This is a genomic window from Streptomyces sp. NPDC042336, assembly GCF_055581985.1.
This window is the reverse complement of record NZ_JBVJEA010000004.1, coordinates 301,229-321,597: the sequence shown is the minus strand read 5'-3', so window position 1 is coordinate 321,597 and position 20,369 is coordinate 301,229. Positions and strand designations below refer to the sequence as shown.

16 protein-coding genes are annotated in these 20,369 nt (G+C 70.5%); 3 read left to right on the top strand and 13 right to left on the bottom strand.

Annotation, left to right across the window (positions count from 1 at the left end; genetic code table 11):
- From alaS to ACZ6IM_RS12350, 3 genes are read right to left on the bottom strand one after another with little or no spacing between them, the layout of a single operon-like run.
- Positions 1 to 2,673: an alanine--tRNA ligase gene (alaS, locus tag ACZ6IM_RS12360; RefSeq protein ID WP_469556264.1), complete on the bottom strand. Its 2,673-nt coding sequence runs from the start codon at positions 2,671 to 2,673 to the stop codon at positions 1 to 3.
- Positions 2,673 to 3,029, bottom strand: a complete 357-nt coding sequence (locus tag ACZ6IM_RS12355; RefSeq protein WP_052837864.1) for a DUF6167 family protein — start codon at positions 3,027 to 3,029, stop codon at positions 2,673 to 2,675. The genes alaS and ACZ6IM_RS12355 overlap by 1 nt, the downstream gene beginning before the upstream one ends.
- A 7-nt stretch (positions 3,030 to 3,036) precedes the next feature.
- A complete protein-coding gene (locus ACZ6IM_RS12350) occupies positions 3,037 to 3,486 on the bottom strand; it encodes a DUF948 domain-containing protein (protein WP_076973493.1) in 450 nt (149 codons plus the stop codon).
- Between the two features lie 165 nt (positions 3,487 to 3,651).
- Here ACZ6IM_RS12350 and ACZ6IM_RS12345 point away from each other — a divergent pair, with 165 nt between their 5' ends.
- A complete protein-coding gene (locus ACZ6IM_RS12345) occupies positions 3,652 to 5,841 on the top strand; it encodes an ATP-binding protein (RefSeq protein ID WP_052837863.1) in 2,190 nt (729 codons plus the stop codon).
- 31 nt (positions 5,842 to 5,872) lie between these two features.
- Here ACZ6IM_RS12345 and rpsD read toward each other — a convergent pair whose 3' ends face one another.
- From rpsD to ACZ6IM_RS12320, 5 genes are all read right to left on the bottom strand, one after another.
- The gene (rpsD, locus tag ACZ6IM_RS12340; protein WP_003977321.1) at positions 5,873 to 6,487 is read right to left on the bottom strand and encodes a 30S ribosomal protein S4; all 615 of its coding nucleotides are present in this window, start codon (positions 6,485 to 6,487) and stop codon (positions 5,873 to 5,875) included.
- Between the two features lie 290 nt (positions 6,488 to 6,777).
- Positions 6,778 to 8,133: a replication-associated recombination protein A gene (locus tag ACZ6IM_RS12335; protein ID WP_052837862.1), complete on the bottom strand. Its 1,356-nt coding sequence runs from the start codon at positions 8,131 to 8,133 to the stop codon at positions 6,778 to 6,780.
- 42 nt (positions 8,134 to 8,175) lie between these two features.
- Positions 8,176 to 8,838 (bottom strand): vitamin K epoxide reductase family protein, encoded by a 663-nt coding sequence (locus ACZ6IM_RS12330; protein WP_052837861.1) that lies wholly within the window; start codon positions 8,836 to 8,838, stop codon positions 8,176 to 8,178.
- A gap of 201 nt (positions 8,839 to 9,039) precedes the next feature.
- The gene (hisS, locus tag ACZ6IM_RS12325) at positions 9,040 to 10,302 is read right to left on the bottom strand and encodes a histidine--tRNA ligase (protein ID WP_052837860.1); all 1,263 of its coding nucleotides are present in this window, start codon (positions 10,300 to 10,302) and stop codon (positions 9,040 to 9,042) included.
- Positions 10,303 to 10,313: 11 nt separating this feature from the next.
- A complete protein-coding gene (locus tag ACZ6IM_RS12320) occupies positions 10,314 to 11,021 on the bottom strand; it encodes an MBL fold metallo-hydrolase (RefSeq protein WP_052837859.1) in 708 nt (235 codons plus the stop codon).
- Positions 11,022 to 11,204: 183 nt separating this feature from the next.
- On the opposite strand from ACZ6IM_RS12320, the gene ACZ6IM_RS12315 reads away from it, so the two are divergent.
- Positions 11,205 to 12,032 carry a peptidylprolyl isomerase gene (locus ACZ6IM_RS12315; RefSeq protein ID WP_052837858.1) on the top strand — a complete coding sequence of 276 codons (828 nt, stop codon included), beginning with the start codon at positions 11,205 to 11,207 and terminating at the stop codon, positions 12,030 to 12,032.
- 135 nt (positions 12,033 to 12,167) lie between these two features.
- On the top strand, positions 12,168 to 13,397 hold the full coding sequence (locus ACZ6IM_RS12310; protein ID WP_052837857.1) for a DUF349 domain-containing protein: 1,230 nt from the start codon (positions 12,168 to 12,170) through the stop codon (positions 13,395 to 13,397).
- A 79-nt stretch (positions 13,398 to 13,476) separates the two neighbouring features.
- Here ACZ6IM_RS12310 and relA read toward each other — a convergent pair whose 3' ends face one another.
- The 5 genes from relA to yajC form a co-directional block, all read right to left on the bottom strand.
- Entirely contained in the window at positions 13,477 to 16,020 is a 2,544-nt protein-coding gene (gene relA / locus ACZ6IM_RS12305; protein ID WP_052837856.1) for a GTP pyrophosphokinase, read from the bottom strand.
- A 190-nt stretch (positions 16,021 to 16,210) separates the two neighbouring features.
- Positions 16,211 to 16,759 carry an adenine phosphoribosyltransferase gene (locus ACZ6IM_RS12300; RefSeq protein ID WP_052837855.1) on the bottom strand — a complete coding sequence of 183 codons (549 nt, stop codon included), beginning with the start codon at positions 16,757 to 16,759 and terminating at the stop codon, positions 16,211 to 16,213.
- Positions 16,756 to 17,877: a protein translocase subunit SecF gene (secF, locus tag ACZ6IM_RS12295; protein WP_052837854.1), complete on the bottom strand. Its 1,122-nt coding sequence runs from the start codon at positions 17,875 to 17,877 to the stop codon at positions 16,756 to 16,758. The genes ACZ6IM_RS12300 and secF overlap by 4 nt, the downstream gene beginning before the upstream one ends.
- A gap of 3 nt (positions 17,878 to 17,880) precedes the next feature.
- A complete protein-coding gene (gene secD / locus ACZ6IM_RS12290; protein ID WP_469556254.1) occupies positions 17,881 to 19,668 on the bottom strand; it encodes a protein translocase subunit SecD in 1,788 nt (595 codons plus the stop codon).
- A gap of 135 nt (positions 19,669 to 19,803) precedes the next feature.
- Positions 19,804 to 20,322 carry a preprotein translocase subunit YajC gene (gene yajC, locus ACZ6IM_RS12285; protein WP_469556251.1) on the bottom strand — a complete coding sequence of 173 codons (519 nt, stop codon included), beginning with the start codon at positions 20,320 to 20,322 and terminating at the stop codon, positions 19,804 to 19,806.
- Between the last annotated feature and the right edge of the window lie 47 nt (positions 20,323 to 20,369).

Here is a 20,369-nt window from a genome sequence, read left to right as displayed (position 1 = left end):
TCACTTGGCGGTGTCCGCCACAAGGCGCTCGACGGCGTCGACGGCGTCGCCGATGGCGGCCGGGTTCTGGCCGCCGCCCTGGGCGACGTCCGGCTTGCCACCACCACCGCCACCGAGGGTCTTGGCGGCGGTGCGCACCAGGTCACCGGCCTTGAGGCCGCGCTCGCGGGCGGCCTCGTTGGTGGCGACGACCGTGAGGGGCTTGCCGCCCACCGTGGTGAACAGGGCCACGACCGCGGCCCGGCCGCCCTGGATGCGACCGCGCACGTCGAGGACCAGCTTGCGCAGGTCGTCGGCGGTGGTGCCGTCGGGGACCTGCCCGGTCACCAGGGCCACGCCGCGCACGTCCTTGGCGGAGTCGGCGAGACCGCCCGCGGCCTGGAGGACCTTCTCGGCGCGGAACTTCTCGATCTCCTTCTCGGCGTCCTTGAGCTTGCCGAGCATCGCGGAGACCTTCTCCGGCAGCTCCTCCGGACGGCCCTTGACCAGCTCCTGAAGCTGGGCGACGACCGTGTGCTCGCGGGCCAGGAAGTTGTAGGCGTCCACGCCGACCAGGGCCTCGATGCGGCGCACGCCGGAGCCGATGGACGACTCGCCGAGCAGCTTGACCAGGCCGAGCTGGGCGGTGTTGTGCACGTGGGTGCCGCCGCACAGCTCCTTGGAGAAGTCTCCGATGGTCACGACGCGCACGCGCTCGCCGTACTTCTCGCCGAACTCGGCGATGGCGCCCTGCTTCTTGGCCTCGTCGATGCCCATGACGTCGGCGCGTACGTCGAGGTCTCGGGCGAGCACCTCGTTGATCTTCTGCTCGACGTCGGTCATCACGGCCGTCGGCACCGCGGACGGCGAGCCGAAGTCGAAGCGGAAGCGGCCGGGCTGGTTCTCGGAACCGGCCTGGGCGGCCGTCGGGCCCAGGGCGTCGCGCAGCGCCTGGTGGGTGAGGTGGGTGGCCGAGTGGGCGCGGGCGATGGCCTTGCGGCGGCGGTCGTCGATGGAGGCCTGGGCCTTGGCACCGACGGTGACCTCGCCGACCTGGACGACGCCCTTGTGGACGTACACGCCGGGCACCGGCTTCTGGCAGTCGCGGACCTCGATCACGGCGCCGGTGTCGACCCGGATCCGGCCGGTGTCGCCGATCTGGCCGCCGCCCTCGGCGTAGAACGGGGTGCGGTCCAGGACGATCTCGACCTCGTCGCCCTCGGTGGCGGCCGGGGAGGAGGCGCCGTCGACGAGGATGCCGACGATCGTGGACTCGCTCTCGGTGTCGGTGTAGCCGACGAAGTCGGTGGCACCGGCCTTGTCGGCGATCTCCCGGTAGGCACCGGCACCGGCGTGACCGGTCTTCTTCGCCTGGGCGTCGGCCTTGGCGCGCTCCCGCTGCTCCTTCATCAGGCGGCGGAAGCCGTCCTCGTCCACGGAGAGCCCCTGCTCGGCGGCCATCTCCAGGGTGAGGTCGATCGGGAAGCCCCAGGTGTCGTGGAGCAGGAACGCCTTGTCACCGGCGAGGACGGTGCCGCCCGCCGCCTTGGTGTCGCTGACGGCGGTGTCGAGGATGTTGGTGCCGGCCTTCAGCGTCTTGAGGAAGGCGTTCTCCTCGGCGAGGGCGACCTTCTCGATCCGCTCGCGGTCGGTGATCAGCTCGGGGTACTGCTGCCCCATCATGCCGATCACGACGTCGATCAGGTCCTTGACGACGGGACCGGTGGCGCCGAGGAGGCGCATGTTGCGGATGGCGCGGCGCATGATGCGGCGCAGCACGTAGCCGCGGCCCTCGTTGCCGGGGGTGACGCCGTCGCCGATGAGCATCACGGAGGTGCGCATGTGGTCGGTGACCACGCGCAGGGAGACGTCCGAGGCCTGGGCGTCGCCGTAGGCCACGCCGGTCAGTTCGGTGGCCTTGTTGATGACGGCCATGGAGGTGTCGATCTCGTACATGTTCTGCACGCCCTGCAGAATCATGGCGAGGCGTTCCAGGCCGAGGCCGGTGTCGATGTTCTTGCTCGGCAGCTCGCCGAGGATCTCGAACTCCTCCTTGCCGATGCCCTCGCCCCGCTCGTACTGCATGAAGACGAGGTTCCAGATCTCCACGTACCGCTCGTCGTTGACGGCGGGGCCGCCCTCGACGCCGAACTCGGGGCCGCGGTCGTAGTTGATCTCGGAGCAGGGGCCGCAGGGGCCGGGGACGCCCATGGACCAGTAGTTGTCCTTCTTGCCCAGGCGCTGGATGCGCTCGGAGGGGACGCCCACGACGTCGTGCCAGATGCGCTCGGCCTCGTCGTCGTCCTGGTAGACGGTGATCCACAGGCGCTCGGGGTCGAGGCCGTAACCGCCCTTGTCCTGGGGGCTGGTGAGCAGCTCCCAGGCGTACTTGATGGCGCCTTCCTTGAAGTAGTCGCCGAAGGAGAAGTTGCCGCACATCTGGAAGAACGTGCCGTGCCGGGTGGTCTTGCCGACCTCTTCGATGTCCGGGGTGCGCACGCACTTCTGCACGCTGGTGGCGCGGTCGAAGGGCGGCTTGACCTCACCAAGGAAGTAGGGCTTGAAGGGCACCATGCCGGCCGGGACGAGGAGCAGAGTCGGGTCGTCCGCGATGAGCGACGCCGAAGGGACGACGGTGTGACCGCGCTCCTCGAAGAAGCTCAACCAGCGGCGACGAATCTCGGCCGACTCCATCAGTGGTCCTCATTCCGGTTGTACGAGTACGTCGCGTGGTCGTCGACGACGTACTTCGGGTCCTTGCTGTTCTCGATGGCGGCGTGGTGCCTCAGTGCGGGCAGTTCACGGTCGACGGGGGCGTTCAGGCCCAGCGCGTCGTCCAGTTCGGCCTCCCGCTGGGCCATGTTGTCGCGGACGTCGAGCGCGAAGCCCACCGCGCGGTCCTTGACCCGGGCGCCCACGTCGAGCGCCTTGTTCGCCGCGGTGGCGGCGAGGCTGTCGGGGGTGAGCTGCTTGAGCTTCCGGTTGACCTTGGTGGTGGCCCACACACCGGCGGCCACGCCGGTGCCGAACCAGAACGTACGGCGGAACATCGCTCGGTCAGCCCTTCTTCCGCTTCGTCCGCCGCGCGGCCGGGAGCGTACGGCCCACGATCACGGTACGCCGCGCCTGGGCGGCCGGGGCGGACATGTCCTCCTTGCGACCGCCGAGTGCCCGGCGCACGCCGTACCCGAACGCCGCGACCTTGACCAGCGGGCCACCGAAGGTGGAGGCCACGGTGGTGGACAGCGCGGAGGCGTTCGAGGTGACCTCCTGGACGTCGGAGGCGATCGCGTCGACCCGGTCGATCTGGGTCTGCGCGCTGCGCACCGCCGCGGAGGCATCGGCCAGCAGCGGGACGGCCTGGTCGGTCACGTCCGCCACGAGCTTGGTGGTCGTCCTGAGCGTCTGGGCCAGCCTCGCCAGTGCGACGGCGAGGAAGGAGACCAGGATCGCCCAGAAGACGGCCACCAGGATCCCGGCCACCTCGCCACCGGACACTGTGTGCACCCGCTCCCTGAAAGACGTGCCTGAACATCGGGAAAGTCGTGCACCGAGCCTATCGCGCCGGGCGCGTGGCTCCGCACCGGATTCCCCGTCGCGCGCGGCGCGGTGCGGCCGAGTTCGGTGAAGCGATTGTACGGAGTGAATACGGTTCAGTACGCTCCGTGTTTCATGCGAGACCATCGGCGCGACGGCATCCCGCACGGCAATCTCCCGCTGGAGCTCGACACGTTCGTGGGGAGAGGGGCACAACTGGCGGAGCTGGCCCGGACGCTGGACTCGGCACGGCTGGTGACCGTCACCGGCGCCGGTGGCGTCGGCAAGTCCCGGCTGGCCGCGCGGGCGGCCGCGCGCCGCTTCCCCCGGGACGGGGTGTGGCGGGTGCAACTGGCGCCGGTACGGGACGAGGAGTTCGTCGACTACGCGGTCGTGGAGGCGCTGGGCCTCACCGACCACACGACCCGGCTGCCCCGGGAGACGCTGCTCGCGCACCTGGCCGATCGGGAGCTGCTGCTGCTCCTGGACGGGGTCGAGCATCTGGTGGACGCCTGCGCGGCGCTGGTGGCCGACCTGCTCGGCCGCGCCCCGGGGCTGCGGGTGCTGGCGGTGGGGCGCAGGCGGCTGGGCGTGGCCGGAGAACGGCTCGTTCCGCTGGCGCCGCTGGGGACGGAGGAGGCGATGGAGCTGCTGACGGTCCGAGCCGCGCAGCGGAGCGTCACCTGCGGCTTCGCCGCCGACCCGGACACGGACCAGCGGGAGGTGCGCGAGCTGTGCCGGCGCCTCGACGGGATCCCCCTGGCGATCGAGCTGGCGGCGGGGCGCCTGGACACGCTGTCGCCGGGGCAGGTGCTGCGCCGCCTCGACGACCGGTTCCGGCTGCTGACGGGCGGGGACCGCACCGCGCTGCCCCGGCACCGGACGCTGCGCACGGCGATCGGCTGGAGCCACGAGCTGTGCACCCCGCCGCAGCGGCTGCTGTGGGCGCGGCTCTCGGTGTTCTCCGGGACGTTCGACCTGGAGGCCGCCGAGTACGTGTGCAGCGGGGAGGGGCTGCCCGCCGAGGACGTGCTCGACGTGCTCTCCGCGCTGCTCGCGCAGTCCGTGCTGACCCGCGAGGAGTCCCCGGCCGGGGTGCGCTACCGGATGCTCGACACGGTGCGGGCCTACGGCGCCGACTGGCTGGAGGCGACGGGGGACGCGGACCGGCTGCGTCGGCGGCACCGGGACTGGTACGTGGGCCTGGCGACCTGGTGCGAGCTGGAGTGGTTCTCGCCGCGCCAGCGCGAGGTCGCCGCGCGGGTGGACGCCGAGCTGCCGAATCTTCGCAGCGCCCTGGAGCACTGCCTGGACGAGCCGGGCGGGGCCCACCTGGGCCAGTACCTGGCGGGCGCCCTGTGGTTCCACTGGGTCGGCTGCGGGCGGCTGTCGGAGGGACGGCACTGGCTGGAGCAGGCGGTGCGGCTGGACGCGGAGCCGACGGCGGGCGAGCAGTCCCGGCTGAAGGCGCTGTGGGTGCTGGCCTACGTGGCGATCCTTCAGGGCGACACGGTGCCCGCGCTGGCGGCGCTCCAGGAGTGCCGCCAGGAGGCGGAGCGCTCGGCGAACCCCACCGCGGTGGCGTACGCGGAGCACCGCATCGGCTGTCTGGCGCTGGTGACCGACGACATGCCGCGCGCGGAGCGGCTGCTGCGCTCCGCGTTGCACCGCTACCGGGAGATCGGCGAACTCAACAGCAACGTGCTGATGGGCCAGGTGGAGCTGGCGATGACCCGAGCGTTCCAGGGCGACCTGCCGGACGCGGTGCGCCTGTGCGAGGACGTGCGCCAGGTGTGCGAGGACCACGGCGAGCGCTGGGCGCGGGGATACGCCCTGTACGTGCTGGCGTACGCGGCCTGGAGCGACGGCGAGCCGGTGCGCGCCCGCGAGCTGCTGGCCGACTGCCTGGGCAGCGCGCACCGCTTCCGCGACCAGCTGGGCTCGGTGCTGGCGGTGGAGCTGCTGGCCCTGGTCACGGTGGCGGAGGGCGACGCGGCGGAGGCGGCGGTGCTGCAGGGCGCGGCGGACCGGATGTGGCCGTCGGTGGGGCTGCCGCTGTTCGGCTCGGCGCACTACAACGCCCCGCACGAGCTGTGCGAGGCGGCGTCCCGGGACCAGCTGGGCGACGAGCGGTACGAGGAGTGCGTACGGCACGGGACGCGGCTCGGCCGCCGGGAGGCGGTGGCACGGGCGCTGCGCCGGCCCGGGGTGCCTGCCTCGCTGCCGGCGCCGCGCTCGCCGGCCGGGGGGCGGGCCGCGGCGGGTGCCCGGACGGCGAAGCCCGCCGCCTCGCCCACCCGGAAGGGCGGGGAGACGGCGGGCTGAGGTACCGCGGTGGTACTGCGCCGGGCTGGGATCAGCGGGCGTAGTACTCGACGACGAGCTGCTCGTCGCAGATCACCGGGATCTCCTTGCGGTTCGGCTCGCGGTCCAGGCGGAACGCCAGGGCCTTGAGGTTCACCTGGAGGTAGCGCGGGGTCTCGCCGTCGGGGGCGAAGCCACCCTCACGAGCGATCGTGAAGAGGGTCTTCTCCTTGGAGCGCTCGCGCACCTGCACGACGTCGTCCGGGCGGACGCGGAAGGACGGCTTGTCGACCTTCTGGCCGTTGACCTGGATGTGGCCGTGGACGACCATCTGCCGGGCCTGGTAGATGGTGCGGGCGATGCCCGAACGCAGGACCAGCGCGTCGAGACGGCGCTCGAGCTCGATGACCAGGGCCTCGCCGGTCTTCATGTTGGTCTTGGAGGCACGCTCGTAGGCGCGGACGAGCTGGCGCTCGCTGAGGTCGTACTGCGCGCGCAGACGCTGCTTCTCAAGCAGACGGACCTTGTAGTCCGAGTTCTGCTTGCGGCCGCGGCCGTGCTCACCCGGCGGGTAGGGGCGGGCCTCGAAGTACTTGACGGCCTTCGGGGTCAGCGCGATGCCGAGGGCACGCGACTTCTTGACCTTGGGACGGGGCTGGTTCGCCACTGTGTCTCTTTCCTAGTTTCCGGCTTGTCAGGGTTGAGGGAGGTCGCAATCCGCAGCCGGGGAAACCCGCCGGGTCCGCTCGGGACCTGCCGGGCAGCCGCTCCCCTGGTCTGGGCACATACGTGCAGCACGCGAGTGGCCCACCGACCTGTCCCGGAGGTCCGGGTGGTGGTGGGCTGCCCGCGACACCATCGACGGTGCGCGACGCTCCTGGAACCCCGAAGGGTTCCGGCCGGTTGTCCCGTTCTGACTGCACGGCACTCGGCACTCCGGGCGATTCTACAGGCTGCTCAGGACGGCTTGCGACCGAGGTGCCCGCGGGTCCACTCCACCGCGTCCGCGTACCGGGCCTCGGCGCCGTGCCGGGTCGGCGTGTAGTACCGCCGGTCCTTCAGCTCGTCCGGGGCGTACTGCTGGGCGGCGATGCCCTCGGGCAGGTCGTGCGGGTACACGTACCCCTGCCCGTGTCCCAGCTTGCCGGCGCCCTTGTAGTGGCTGTCGCGCAGGTGGGCGGGGACCGGGCCGGCGTGGCCCTTGCGCACGTCCTCCAGGGCGGCGCCGATGGCGGTGGTGGCGGCGTTGGACTTGGGGGCCAGCGCCAGGGCGATGGTGGCGTGGCTGAGGGTGAGGGCGGCCTCGGGAAAGCCGATCATGGCGACGGCCTGGGCGGCGGCGACGGCGATCTGCAGGGCGTTGGGGTCGGCCAGGCCGATGTCCTCGCTGGCGGAGATCATCAGGCGCCGGGCGATGAAGCGGGGGTCCTCGCCTGCCTCGATCATCCGGGCCAGGTAGTGCAGGGCGGCGTCGACGTCGGAGCCGCGGATGGACTTGATCAGGGCGCTGGCGACGTCGTAGTGCTGGTCGCCGTCGCGGTCGTACTTCACCGCGGCCCGGTCGACCGTCTCCTCCAGCGTGGTCAGGGAGATCGCCGTCTCACCCTTGTCCAGTGCGGCCCCGGCGGCGGCCTCCAGGGCGGTGAGCGCGCGGCGGGCGTCACCGCCGGCGATGCGCAGCAGGTGCTCCTCGGTGTCCCCGGGGAGGGTGACGGCGTCCTTGAGCCCGCGCTCGTCGCTCAGCGCGCGGCGGAGCAGGCCCCGGACGTCGTCGTCGGTGAGGGGTTCGAGGGTGAGCAGAAGGGAGCGGGAGAGCAGCGGGGAGATCACCGAGAAGTACGGGTTCTCGGTGGTGGCGGCGATCAGGGTGACCCAGCGGTTCTCGACGGCCGGGAGCAGGGAGTCCTGCTGGGCCTTGCTGAAGCGGTGGATCTCGTCGAGGAAGAGGACGGTCTCCTTGCCGTACCCACCGACCGCGCGGCGGGCGCCGTCGATGACCGCGCGGACCTCCTTGACGCCCGCGGTGATCGCCGACAGCTCCACGAAACGCTTGTTGGTCGCCTTGGAGACCACGTACGCCAGGGTGGTCTTGCCGGTGCCCGGCGGGCCCCAGAGGAACACGGAGGACGGTCCGGCCGGGCCTGAGGCGCCCTCGCCGACCAGGCGGCGCAGCGGCGACCCGGGCTTGAGCAGGTGCTGCTGGCCGACGACCTCGTCGAGGGTGCGTGGGCGCATCCGCACGGCGAGGGGGCTGCCGGTCGGGTCCTTCTCCTGGCGTTCTTCGGCTGCGGCGGTGAACAGATCGGGCTCCACGCTCTGAACCCTAAATGACCGCACTGACAAGCGAGCCGCCCGTCAGCTGGTCCAGAAGTCCCACCAGCGGGTGAGGATCATCATGCCGATGATGCCGATGTGCAGCACCGGCAGGACCCAGGTGAACTCGCCGAAGAACCCGCGCAGCCAGCCCGGCGCGGGCAGGAAGCCCTTGCGGACGTTGAAGGACGTCACGTACCAGAACATCAGGATCGTGGCGACCCAGGCCAGGCAGCACCACAGGCACAGCGAGTTGATCCGGTACAGGGACTGGAACTGCAGCCACGAGACGAACGCGACGCCGAACAGGCAGCCCGCGTTGAAGGTGAGCCAGTACCAGCGCGGGTAGGTGGCGCGGGCGAGCAGGCTCACGCCGACGCAGATGACGATGCCGTAGGCGACGAGGCCGAGCATCGGGTTGGGGAAGCCGAAGACGGAGGCCTGGTCGCTCTCCATGATGTTGCCGCAGGAGACGACCGGGTTGAGGCTGCAGCCGGGCGTGAAGGTGGTGCCGGCGATCTTGGCCTCGAGAATCTTCTGCTTGTCGATCGTGATGACCCACGCGGCGAGCAGCCCGGCCGCGCCCGTGATCACCAGCAGCAGGGCGAGGGCCCGGCTGCCGCCCTCGGTGCGCGGGGTGCGGGTGCTGGTGTCCGGCGCGGACTCTGCCACGGTGGAGACGTCCTTCACTGTCGTCTTGCTCATCACGCCGATTCCGTCACTGGGGAGTGGGACCTGCTTCGGGCAGGGGCCATTGTGCCGCACGACCCTGTATGGGCACCGTTCGATGACCATATGAACGGATCGGCGATCACTCCGGAGCGGCGCGTTCCGGCCAACACCCGTTCTCCAGGGGCACACGCGAACGAAACGTGTACCCCTGAAGGGGACACCGGGCTCCGGTCCCTAGCCGAGACGGGACTCCAGCTCCGCGACGATCTCGTTGACGCCGATCGCGGTCTGCTCGCCGGACTCCATGTCCTTGAGCTGGACGACGCCCTCGGCCAGGTCGCGCTCACCCAGCACCAGGGTGTAGCGGGCCCCTGAGCGGTTGGCCGCCTTCATCGCGGCCTTGAGTCCCTTGCCGCCGTAGGAGAAGTCGGCCGCGACGCCGTTCTTGCGCAGCTCGGTGACCTTGGCGAACAGGATCCGGCGGGCCTCCTCGCCCAGCGGGACCGCGAAGACGGAGGTGGCGGACGGGATGTCCAGTTCGATGCCCTCCGCCTCCAGGGCGAGGACGGTGCGGTCGACGCCGAGGGCCCAGCCGACCGAGGGCAGGGAGGGGCCGCCGATCATCTCGGACAGGCCGTCGTAGCGGCCCCCGCCGCCCACCGCGGACTGGGAGCCGAGGCCGTCGTGGACGAACTCGAACGTCGTGCGCGTGTAGTAGTCCAGGCCGCGGACCAGCTTCGGGTCGTCCTCGAAGACGACGCCCGCCGCCGTGATCAGCTCGCGCACCTCCTCGTGGTACGCCTTGCAGGCGTCGCACAGGTAGTCGCGCAGCAGCGGGGCGTCGGTGAGCTGCTTCTGGACGTCGGGGCGCTTGTCGTCCAGCACGCGCAGCGGGTTGATCTCGGCGCGGCGCAGCGTGTCCTCGTCCAGGTCGAGACCGCGCAGGAAGTCCTGGAGCGCGGCCCGGTAGACGGGGCGGCACTCCTTGTCGCCCAGGGAGTTGAGCAGGATGCGGAAGTCCCGCAGGCCGAGCGCGCGGTAGGACTGGTCGGCCAGGATGATCAGTTCGGCGTCCAGGGCCGGGTCCTCGGCGCCGATCGCCTCGGCGCCGACCTGGGAGAAGTGGCGGTAACGGCCCTTCTGGGGACGCTCGTAGCGGTACTGGGAGCCCGAGTACCAGACCTTCACCGGCAGGTTGCCCGCCTTGTGCAGGTTGGCCTCCAGGACCGCGCGCAGCACCGGAGCGGTGGTCTCCGGGCGCAGGGCGAGCCGGTCGCCGCCCTTGGTCTCGAAGACGTACATCTCCTTGGTCACGATGTCGGTGGACTCGCCGACACCGCGCGCGAAGAGCTCGACGTTCTCGAAGCCGGGCGTCTCGATGTAGCCGTAGCCGGAGTTGCGCAGCGGGGCGGCGATCGCCTCGCGGACGGCCAGGTACTTGGCGGAGTCCGGCGGCAGCAGGTCGTACGTGCCCTTGGGGGCCTTGAAGGTGCTCACGGAAGGTCTCGTCACATTCCTCGTCGGGGCGCGTCCGGTGCGCCCTGGCCGGCGGCCACCTGCCGCAGATACGGGTTGGTGGCGCGTTCCTGGCCGATGGTCGTCTGGGGGCCGTGTCCGGAGAGCACCACGGTCGAGTCGTCGAGCGGCAGGCACACGCGTGCCAGGGACTCGAGCATGTCGTCCATGGAGCCACCGGGGAAGTCGGTGCGTCCGATGGAGCCGGCGAACAGCAGGTCGCCCGAGAACATGACCGGCGGGATGTCCGCCGTCTCGGGCAGGCCGAAGGTCACCGACCCCTTCGTATGGCCCGGGGCGTGCGCGACGGTCAGCTCCAGGCCCGCCAGCGCCAGCTTCGCGCCGTCGGTCAGCTCCTTGACGTCGTCCGGCTCCCCCACGGTCAGCTCGCCCATGAGCGGCATGCCGATGGTGCGGCCGATGCCCTTCTCGGGGTCGCTCATCATGTAGCGGTCCTCGGGGTGGATCCAGGCCGGCACGTCGTGGGCGCCGCACACCGGGACGACCGAGGCGACGTGGTCGATGTGGCCGTGGGTGAGGACGACGGCGACCGGCTTGAGACGGTGCTTCCTGATCGCTTCCTCGACTCCGGGGGCCGCCTGGTGGCCCGGGTCGATGATCACGCACTCCTCACCGGCGGCGGGGGCGACGAGATAGCAGTTCGTCCCCCAGGCACCGGCGGGGAACCCGGCAATGAGCACGATCGTCCTTCGTTTGTGTCGGTAAGGGTGGGCTTGCGAACCGGCCGCGCCCGTGGTCAGAGCCTACCGGCGGTGCCGATTCCTCAGCGAACCCATATACGGTACGGGGCTACACGCCCACGGTCGGCTCATCGCACCCACGCGTACCGGTCGGCACACGAAGACGCATGAGGAGAGAACCCGGTGGTCACCCAGGAGCAGCGGCGGCGTCAGCTCGCCCGGGAGAAGTTCTTGCGGCAGCAGCAGCGACGTACCTCCGCACGACGCAAGGCGCGCATGCGCAACGCCGCGATCGCTTCGGTGCTCGGCGTGATCCTGATCGGCAGCGTCGCGCTGTACACGACCGGCGTGGTCCTGGGGGACGACGACGACAGCAAGACGAACGCGAGTGCGGAGGTCACGCCGAGCGCCTCGGCTCCGAGCAAGGCGCCGGACCCGTGCGAGAAGCCCGCCGAGGGCAAGGTCAAGACGCAGACCTGGAAGAAGGAACCTGCGATGACCGTCGACAAGTCGGCGAAGTACACGATGAAGCTGGCGACCACGTGCGGTGACATAGGCATCGCGCTGAAGACGGACGCGGCACCGCACACCGTCAACTCGTTCAACTTCCTGGCCGGCAAGGGCTTCTTCGATCACACGCCGTGCCACCGCCTCACCACCAACGGCATCTTCGTGCTGCAGTGCGGCGACCCGACGGGGCAGGGCAACGGCGGTCCGGGCTACAACATCCCGGACGAGAACCTGAAGGACAAGAGCCTCAAGTCGAACACGTACCCGGCGGGCACGGTGGCGATGGCGAACACGGGACAGCCGGACTCCGGCGGCAGCCAGTTCTTCCTCGTGTACCAGGACAGCCCGCTGCCGCCGAGCTACACGCCGTTCGGCACCATCTCCGACGAGGGCATGGCCGTGCTGAAGAAGATCGCGAAGGCCGGGGAGAGCACCGGCCAGGGTGACGGAGCGCCCAACGCGACAGTCGTGATCGACAAGGCCACCGTCACGAAATCCTGACCCTCATCAGCGAAAGTTCGGTCGTGCGGGATGCGGACAGGCCCCCCGCCGGTCGCCTATGTTGGCCGTGACGAAACTGTGGACGATGCCCGGGGGTAGCGAAGCCCTCCGCAGGCATCATGTGGAGGAGGCGCTGTGAGCAGCGACCCGTGGGGCCGCGTCGATGAGACGGGGACCGTGTACGTGCGTACGGCCGACGGCGAGAAGGTCGTCGGATCCTGGCAGGCAGGCTCCCCCGAGGAGGCGCTGGCCTACTTCGAACGCAAGTACGAAGGCCTGGTTGTCGAGATCGGCCTCCTCGAGAAGCGGGTGAAGACCACCGACCTGTCGGCCAAGGACGCCCAGGCCGCCATCGACCACCTGCGCGAGCAGGTGGACGCGCACCACGCGGTCGGCGACCTGGAGGCCCTGCGGACCCGGCTGGACAAGCTCGTCGCGCTCGTGGAGGCACGGCGTGAGGAGCGCAAGGCCCAGCGGGCCAAGCAGTCCGACGAGGCGCGCGGTGCCAAGGAGGCCCTGGTCGCCGAGGCCGAGGAGCTGGCGCGCTCGGACCAGTGGCGGTCGGCCGGTGAGCGGCTGCGGTCCCTGGTGGACACCTGGAAGGGCCTGCCGCGCCTGGACCGCAAGTCCGACGACGAGCTGTGGCACCGCTTCTCGCACGCGCGCTCGGCGTTCTCCAAGCGCCGCAAGCAGCACTTCGCGCAGCTCGACGCGCAGCGCGAGGAGGCCCGGCGGACCAAGGAGCGGCTGGTCACCGAGGCCGAGGCGCTGTCGAACTCGACGGACTGGGGACCGACGGCCGCGCGCTACCGCGACCTGATGTCCGAGTGGAAGGCCGCGGGCCGGGCCCAGCGCGAGCACGAGGACGACCTGTGGAACCGTTTCCGCGGTGCCCAGGACGTGTTCTTCGCCGCCCGCAGCTCGGTCTTCGCCGAGCGGGACGCCGAGCAGTCGGAGAACCTGAAGCTCAAGGAGGAGCTGGCCGAGGAGGCCGAGAAGCTCGTCCCGGTCACCGACCTCAAGGCGGCCCGCGCCGCGTTCCGTTCGGTCAACGAGCGCTGGGAGGCCATCGGCCACGTGCCGCGCGACGCCCGGCCGAAGGTCGAGGGGCGGATGCACGCGGTCGAGCGGGCCCTCCAGGAGGCCGAGGAGGCCGAGTGGCGCCGGACCAACCCGGAGGCACGCGCGCGTGCCGAGGGCCTGACCGGTCAGCTCCAGGCCGCCGTGGACAAGCTGCGCTCCCAGGTCGAGCAGGCGCGCGCCCAGGGCAACGACGCCAAGGCCGACAAGCTCGCGCGTGAGCTGGAGGGCCGCCAGGCGCTCCTCGACCAGGCGCTCAAGGGCCTGCACGAGTTCGGCGGCTGACGGTCGCGGACCGGACACGAGAGGGGCTCCCGTACGGCGCGTACGGGAGCCCCTCTCGTGTGTGCGCCTGTACGGCCTCCTACGACGGCCTGCGCGCCGACGTCACCCGGTACACGTCGTAGACGCCCTCCACGCCGCGTACGGCCTTCAGGACGTGCCCGAGGTGCTTGGGGTCGCCCATCTCGAAGGTGAAGCGAGAGGTGGCCACGCGGTCGCGGGAGGTCTGGACGGCCGCCGAGAGGATGTTGACGTGCTGGTCGGACAGCACCCGCGTGACGTCCGACAGCAGCCGGGAGCGGTCCAGCGCCTCGACCTGGATGGCGACCAGGAAGACGGAGGACTGGGTGGGCGCCCACTCGACCTCGAGGATGCGCTCGGGCTCGCGGGACAGCGAGTCCACGTTCACACAGTCGCTGCGGTGGACGGACACGCCGCTGCCGCGGGTGACGAAGCCGATGATGGGGTCCCCGGGTACGGGAGTGCAGCAGCGGGCCAGCTTGACCCACACGTCCTCGACGCCCTTGACGACGACGCCCGGGTCGGCACTGGTCCGGCGCTTGCGGCCACGGCCGCGGGCCGGAGGCACCGACTCGTCGATCTCCTCGGTGGCCGCCTCCTCGCCGCCGAGCGCCGAGACCAGTTTCTGCACGATGTTCTGCGCGGAGACATGGCCCTCGCCGATCGCCGCGTACAGCGCGGAGATGTCCGAGTACCGCATCTCGTGCGCGAGCGTGACCAGGGAGTCGCCGGTGAGGATCCGCTGGATCGGCAGGTTCTGCTTGCGCATCGCGCGGACGATGGCGTCCTTGCCCTGCTCGATCGCCTCGTCGCGGCGCTCCTTGGAGAACCAGCCGCGGATCTTGTTGCGGGCGCGCGGCGACTTCACGAAGCCCAGCCAGTCGCGGGAGGGGCCCGCCCCGGCCGCCTTGGAGGTGAAGACCTCCACCAGGTCGCCGTTGTCCAGGGTGGACTCCAGCGGCACCAGCCGCCCGTTGACCCGTGCCCCTATGGTGCGGTGGCCGACCTCGGTGTGGACGGCGTACGCGAAGTCCACGGGGGTGGCGCCGGCGGGGAGCGCTATGACGTCGCCCTTGGGCGTGAAGACGAAGACCTCGTTGCGGGAGAGGTCGAAGCGCAGGGACTCCAGGAACTCGCCGGGGTCCTCGGTCTCCTTCTGCCAGTCGAGCAGCTGCCGCAGCCACGCCATGTCGTTGAGGTGGTCGTCCTTGCTCTTGCCGGACGACTTGGGGGCGTCCGTGCGCACCTTGGAGGCGCCCGCGACGGCCTCCTGCTTGTACTTCCAGTGCGCGGCGATGCCGTACTCCGCGCGGCGGTGCATGTCGAAGGTGCGGATCTGCAGCTCGACCGGCTTGCCGCCGGGCCCGATGACCGTCGTGTGCAGCGACTGGTACATGTTGAACTTGGGCATCGCGATGTAGTCCTTGAACCGCCCCGGAACCGGATTCCAGCGGGCGTGGACGGTGCCGAGCGCCGCGTAGCAGTCGCGGACGGTGTCCACCAGGACGCGGATGCCCACCAGGTCGTAGATCTCCGCGAAGTCACGGCCGCGGACGATCATCTTCTGGTAGACGCTGTAGTAGTGCTTGGGGCGGCCGGTGACGGTCGCCTTGATGCGCGCCGCGCGCAGATCCTGCTGGACCTCGTCGGTGACGACGGCCAGGTACTCGTCGCGCTTGGGCGCGCGCTCGGCGACCAGGCGGACGATCTCGTCGTACATCTTGGGGTAGAGGATCGCGAAGGCGAGGTCCTCCAGCTCCCACTTGATGGTGTTCATGCCCAGCCGGTGGGCGAGCGGCGCGTAGATCTCCAGGGTCTCGCGCGCCTTCTTCTCCTGCTTCTCGCGCTTGAGGTAGCGCATGGTGCGCATGTTGTGCAGGCGGTCGGCGAGCTTGATGACCAGGACGCGCGGGTCCTTGGCCATGGCGACGACCATCTTGCGCACGGTCTCGGCCTGCGCCGCCTCGCCGAACTTGACCTTGTCCAGCTTGGTGACACCGTCGACGAGCAGGGTGACCACGTCGCCGAAGTCGCGGCGCAGGTCCTCCAGGCCGTACTCGGTGTCCTCGACGGTGTCGTGCAGCAGCCCGGCCATCAGGGTGGCCGGATCCATGCCCAGCTCGGCGAGGATGGTAGTGACGGCGAGCGGGTGCGTGATGTACGGGTCGCCGCTCTTGCGCTTCTGGCCGCGGTGCCAGCGTTCGGCGACCTGGTAGGCGCGCTCGATCTGGCGCAGGGTCGCCGTCTCGATCTTCGGGTCGTTGCCGCGCACTATGCGCAGCAGCGGCTCCAGGACCGGGTTGTACGGGTTGGCGCGCTGCACGCCGAGGCGGGCGAGGCGGGCGCGGACGCGGTTGGAGGAGCCGGAGCGGGCGGGCTGCCCGGCTGGGGCGCGGACCACGGGCGCGTTCTGCGGGCGTTCGGCCGGCAGCGCCTTGGGGCGCGACTGCTGCTCCGCCGGCTTGTCGACCGGTGCGGCCGGGGCGTCCTGGATGGGTCCGCGCGTGTCGTTCTTCGCCTGGGGCCCGCTCGGCGCGGGCTTCGCCGCGGACGCCGAGGCGGACTCGGGCTTTGCGGCGGTCAGTGGCTGGGCCTCGTCTGGCAAGAGGACTCCTCGTGCGCGATCCGGGTCCCCCGGTCAGGCTCCGGATACCCCATGGTAGCGATCCTGCCCTCCAGGATCGCCTTCTGGCCAATGTGAAGGCCTTCAACCCCTGCAACGCCTGAGGCGGGCGCCGGATTCCTCCGGGCCCGCCTCGGGCCTGCAACGGGCGCCCCTCGTGCTCCCGGGCGGCTCAGACCGTGAGCAGCGCCTTCAGCGGCGCCCCGGCCAGAGCGGGCTCCAGACGGGCCCGCCCGCCGAGGAAGCCCAGCTCCATCAGCACGGCGAGGCCCGCGACGTCGGCACCGGCCCGGCGGATCAGCTCCAGCGAGGCCTCGGCGGTGCCGCCGGTGGCGAGGACGTCGTCGACGACCAGCACCCGGTCGCCCGCGGTGAGGTCCTCGGCGTGCACCTCGATCTCGGCGGAGCCGTACTCCAGGTCGTACGCCTGGCTGAGCGTGGCTCCGGGGAGCTTCCCCGCCTTGCGTACGGGGATGAAGCCGAGGCCCGCCCTCAGGGCCACCGGGGCGCCGAGGATGAAGCCGCGCGCCTCCAGGCCGACGACCTTGGTGGCGCCGGTGTCCCGGGCCACGTCGGCGAGGGCGTCGGTGAGCGCCGTGAAGGCCGCCGGGTCCGCCAGGAGCGGGGTGATGTCCTTGAACACCACGCCCGGCTCCGGGTAGTCGGCCACGTCACGGATGCGGCTGAGCAGCAGCTCCGTGATGTCGGTCGTCTCGGTCATCGGCGCTTCCCCGAGGGTCGGCCGCGGCCCCTGCCGCGGGACGCGGGCTGGTTGCGGGGGCCGACGACCGCGGGTGCGGCGTCGTCCGGCTCGTCGGCGTCGTACGCCCCCTCGTCGGCCGCGGACTCCGCGGACTCGCCCTTGGCCGCCGACTGGGCGCGCTTGGCGAGGACCCGCTTCCTGAGGGCCTTCATCTGCGGCTCGGCCTCCTTGAGGTCGGCGACGAGCGGCGTGGCGATGAAGATCGACGAGTACGCGCCGGCCGCGAGACCGACGAACAGCGACAGCGAGATGTCGTTGAGCATGCCGGCGCCGAGGACGCCGCCGCCGATGAACAGCAGGCCCGCCACCGGCAGCAGCGCGACCACCGTGGTGTTGATGGAGCGGACCAGGGTGCTGTTGATGGAGCGGTTGGCGATCTCCGCGTAGGTCCAGCGGGTCTGCTTGGTGATGTCCCGCGTCTGCTCCTTGAGGCTGTCGAAGACGACGACCGTGTCGTAGAGCGAGTAACCGAGGATCGTCAGCAGACCGATCACCGTGCCGGGTGTGACCTCGAAGCCGACGAGAGCGTAGATGCCCACCGTGATGGTGATGTCGTGGATCAACGCGACGAAGGCGGCCAGCGCCATCCGCCACTCGAACGCGATCGCCAGGTAGATCACCACGAGGACCATGAAGATCCCGAGGCCCTGCCAGGCCTTGTTCGCGATCTGGTCACCCCAGCTGGGGCCGACCAGGTCGGCGTTGATCTTCTCCGCGGGGACGTCCAGGTTCTTGGAGAGGTCCTCCTTGATCTGGTCCGACTGCTGGGTGTCGGTGCCCGCGATCTGGATGCGGAGGCTGCCGTCGCCGAGCTTCTGGACGATCGCGTCGTGGCCGGACGCCTCCTCCGACCAGGTCTCGGCCTGGGCGACCGAGGCGCTCATGTTCTTCGGGGTGGTGAAGACCGCGCCGCCCTGGAACTCGATGCCCATGTGCAGGCCGCGCACCGCCAGGCCGACGATGGCCGTGATGGTGATGAGGATCGAGATGCCGTACCAGATCTTGCGGTTCTTGACGAAGTCGTAGCCGACCTCGCCGTGGTGCAGTCGGGCGCCGAGTGTGCCGAGCTTCGACATCTCTCACGCCTCCTTCGGGTCGACAGGGCCGGCGGCAGGACGGGACGGACGGCGGGTGCGGCGCAGCGGGGGCTTGGCACCCAGGGCCTTGGGGTCGAGGCCGGACCACTTGTGACCGCTGGAGAAGAACCGGCGCCGGGCCATCAGCGTCAGCAGCGGCTTGGTGAACAAGAACACCACCACCACGTCGAGCAGGGTCGTCAGACCGAGCGTGAACGCGAAGCCCTGCACCTTGCCGACGGTGACGATGAAGAGCACCGCGGCGGCGAGGAAGGACACGAAGTCGGAGACGAGGATGGTGCGCCGGGCGCGCGGCCAGGCCCGCTCGACGGCCGGACGCAGCGTGCGGCCCTCCCGGATCTCGTCGCGGACGCGTTCGAAGTACACGATGAACGAGTCCGCCGTGATGCCGATGGCGACGATGGCACCGCACACGGCCGGCAGGTTCAGCGCGAAGCCGATGGTCGGGCCGAGCAGCGCCATGATCACGTAGGTGAGACCGGCCGAGACCAGCAGCGAACAGACGGCGATGAACGACAGACCGCGGTAGTAGAACAGCAGGTAGAGGACGACCAGGGCGAGACCGATGGCGCCCGCGATCAGACCGGCCTTGAGCTGCTCACCGCCGAGCGCGGCGGTGACGGTGGTGACGCTGTCCTCCTTGAAGGTCAGCGGCAGCGCGCCGTAGGACAGCATGTTGGCGAGGCTCTGGGCCTCCTCCTGGTCGAAGCTGCCGGAGATCTCCGCGTTGCCGCCGGTGAGCGCCTGGCTGACGTACGGGTCGGAGACGACCTCGTTGTCCAGGACGATGGCGAACTGGTTCTGCGGGGACTGGTTCTGCGCCAGCTTGCCGGTGATGTCCGCGAACTTCTTGCTGCCCTTGTCCGTGAACTTCATCGTCACGGTCCAGCCGGCAGCGGTCTGCGTGTTGTAGACGGCCTCGGCCTCGTCGACCTCGGTGCCGTCCACCGCGGCGGGGCCGAGGATGTACTTCTGCCACTGGCCCTGCGAGTTCTGACCGCAGGCCACCGTCTGCTCGCCGGGCTTGGCGCCCTTGCCGGCCTGGGCGCGGGCGCCCTTGTCGGTGCAGTCCAGGGCCGCGTACTGCTGCTGCAGCTTGGCAGCGGCGGCGTCGCCGGGGGCGCTGGTGCTCGGGGACGGGGAGGCTCCGTCGGAGCTCTTCGCGGACGGGCTGGGGTCGGCCTTGAGGGCCTCGCTGGCGGCGCGGCCCTGGGAGGTGGCGCTCGCCGAGGCGGAGTCGGACGGCGTGCCGCTCGCCTTGTCCCCGTCGGTGGCCTTGTCCCCGTCGGTGGCCTTGTCGGTCGCCTTGTCCGAGGCGCCGCCGGTCTCGCTCGGCGAGGGGCTGCCGGTCGCGTTGGCGCCGGAGAGCTCGGTTGCGAGGACCGGACGGAAGTACAGCTTGGCGGTGGTGCCGACCTGCTGCCGGGCTTCCTTCGAGTTCGTCCCCTTGGGGATGTTGACGATGATGTTCCGGTCGCCCTGGGTCTGGACCTCGGCCTCGGAAACACCCAGACCATTGACACGGCGGTTCATGATCTCGACCGCGGTGTCCATGTTGGTCTTGTTGATCGCGGACTCCTGGCCCGCCTCGGGCACGGCCCGGAGCGTGATGCTCGTGCCGCCCGCCAGGTCGATACCGAGGCGCGGAGTCGTGTGCCCGGAGGCGAACATTCCCCCGGTGAGCGCCACGATGGCGATCAGGATCAGGGCCAGCGAGCGCCCGGGCTTACTCTGAGCGCTCGCATTCTTTCCCTTTTTAGGTGCTGCCACCTTTGCGTACTCCCTCTCGGGCCGCTTCGCGCCCAGAAGGCGTCACCGGCGGCCATCACATGGTGTCCGGATCCGTGCGAGCCGCGCGTCACGCGAAGTGCGCGGGAACCCGTCCCGCGCACCCCGGGGCACGGCTTACTTCGCCTCGGAACCGCCGTCGGACTTCTTCGCCTGCTCGTCCGTCTTCGCCTCGGCGGGTGCGGCGTCGGCCGTCGGCTCGTCGGCCGGCTCGTCGGCGGCCGGCTCGTCGGCGGCCGGCTCGTCGGCCTTCTTGCCGAGGTCGACGGACTTGTCGTCGGAGGCGGCGTCGGTGTCGATGAGGGAGGAGGCGTCGTCGGGGACGACGTCCGCGTCGGACTTCAGGTCGTGCTCGATGCCGTGGACGATGCGGTTGTACTCGTCGTCGGAGAGGACGGCACCGATCGCGTTCTTGGCGAAGAGCAGTTCCACACCCGGTCCGGCGTCGAGAAGGACCGTGTCGTCGTTGACCTCCTTGACCGTGGCGTACATGCCCCCGATGGTGCGGACACCGGTTCCGGGCTGCATCTCGTTCCGCATGGTGGCGGCCTGCTGCTGCTTCTTCTTCGCCGACCGGGTCATCAGGAACATGGCCCCGATGAGCACGATGAACGGGAGGAGGGTCACGAGACTCACGGGTCGGTACTTCCTTCACACGACCGCGATGATGAGCGGCCTGATGG